Raw genomic sequence first — 897 nt, 5'->3', positions numbered from 1 at the left:
CTCATGTTATCAAGAATAAGTTGTGTATCGCCACTATCGACAATACCGTTTTTATTGAGGTCCTGATAAACTTTTAAATTAGATAGAGTTGGCGATACATCAAGCGTCAGCTCAACAGTCTGACTACTATAGCTAGTATTACTAAGAACATTAACCCAATTCACCAATGTGTTGGGTGCGACAGTACGCAAGGGTTGCTGAGTTAAGTTAATACCATATTCAGGTAAGGCAGAGGCTTTGACTTGTACTTGGTTTGAAACACTATTCTGTTTGATAGAATCAACGTCATAAGCTGCATTAGCAATGTTATTGATAGTTTGTACAAGAGTACTAGGCGCAGCAAATGCCATATTTGATTGCATAAGCAACATTGCAGCCGTCAGCGCAGAGATCTTCGCTGTATGCAACGTAATACGATTAGACGGTGTCATTAAAGATTTAGTCATATGTCGCTTATCCAATAAAACATAAAAGGGTAGGGTAGTAACCTTCTAGCTTGGCTAATATAAATTGATTAGGTCAAGCTAGAGGGTTTATCTATAAGCAGCTATCGCTGCTTATAGATTTTGAACTAGTAGTTTACGGAGTAGTGCGATCATTCCTGATTTTAACTGAGAATTTCAGCGAAGCTGTTTCTTCAGGAGCTAATGTAGTTACATTGGCATAGATAGAGGGAACAGCACCTGTGCGTGACGGAGTACCCTCATTAGCATTAGTTTCAGTAGCTGCACCAACTTTTATTTTTGCAGTGTTAGCAACATAGGTAGCACCAGCACTAAATTCAGACTTTGCATCTGAAATTAGTAAATCAGTGATATTGAAACCAGAAGAATTGACTGAAAACCCTGTTTGTATGGTAGAGGAGGTATTTTTCGCATCGATACGATAAATGACACA

Annotated in this window: 1 protein-coding gene and 1 pseudogene; both read right to left on the bottom strand. The window is 38.6% G+C overall.

The window, feature by feature from the left end:
* A partial coding sequence (locus ACS8FC_RS15745; RefSeq protein ID WP_439297461.1) for a hypothetical protein occupies window positions 1-446 on the bottom strand: 446 nt, incomplete at its 3' end.
* Between the two features lie 133 nt (window positions 447-579).
* Window positions 580-897: pseudogene (locus ACS8FC_RS15740) on the bottom strand (hypothetical protein); the annotation flags it as partial.

It is taken from the genome of Psychrobacter sp. 1Y4, from assembly GCF_051847555.1.
The sequence above is the reverse complement of the archived record's forward strand: the minus strand, read 5'-3'. Positions and strand labels throughout refer to the sequence as shown.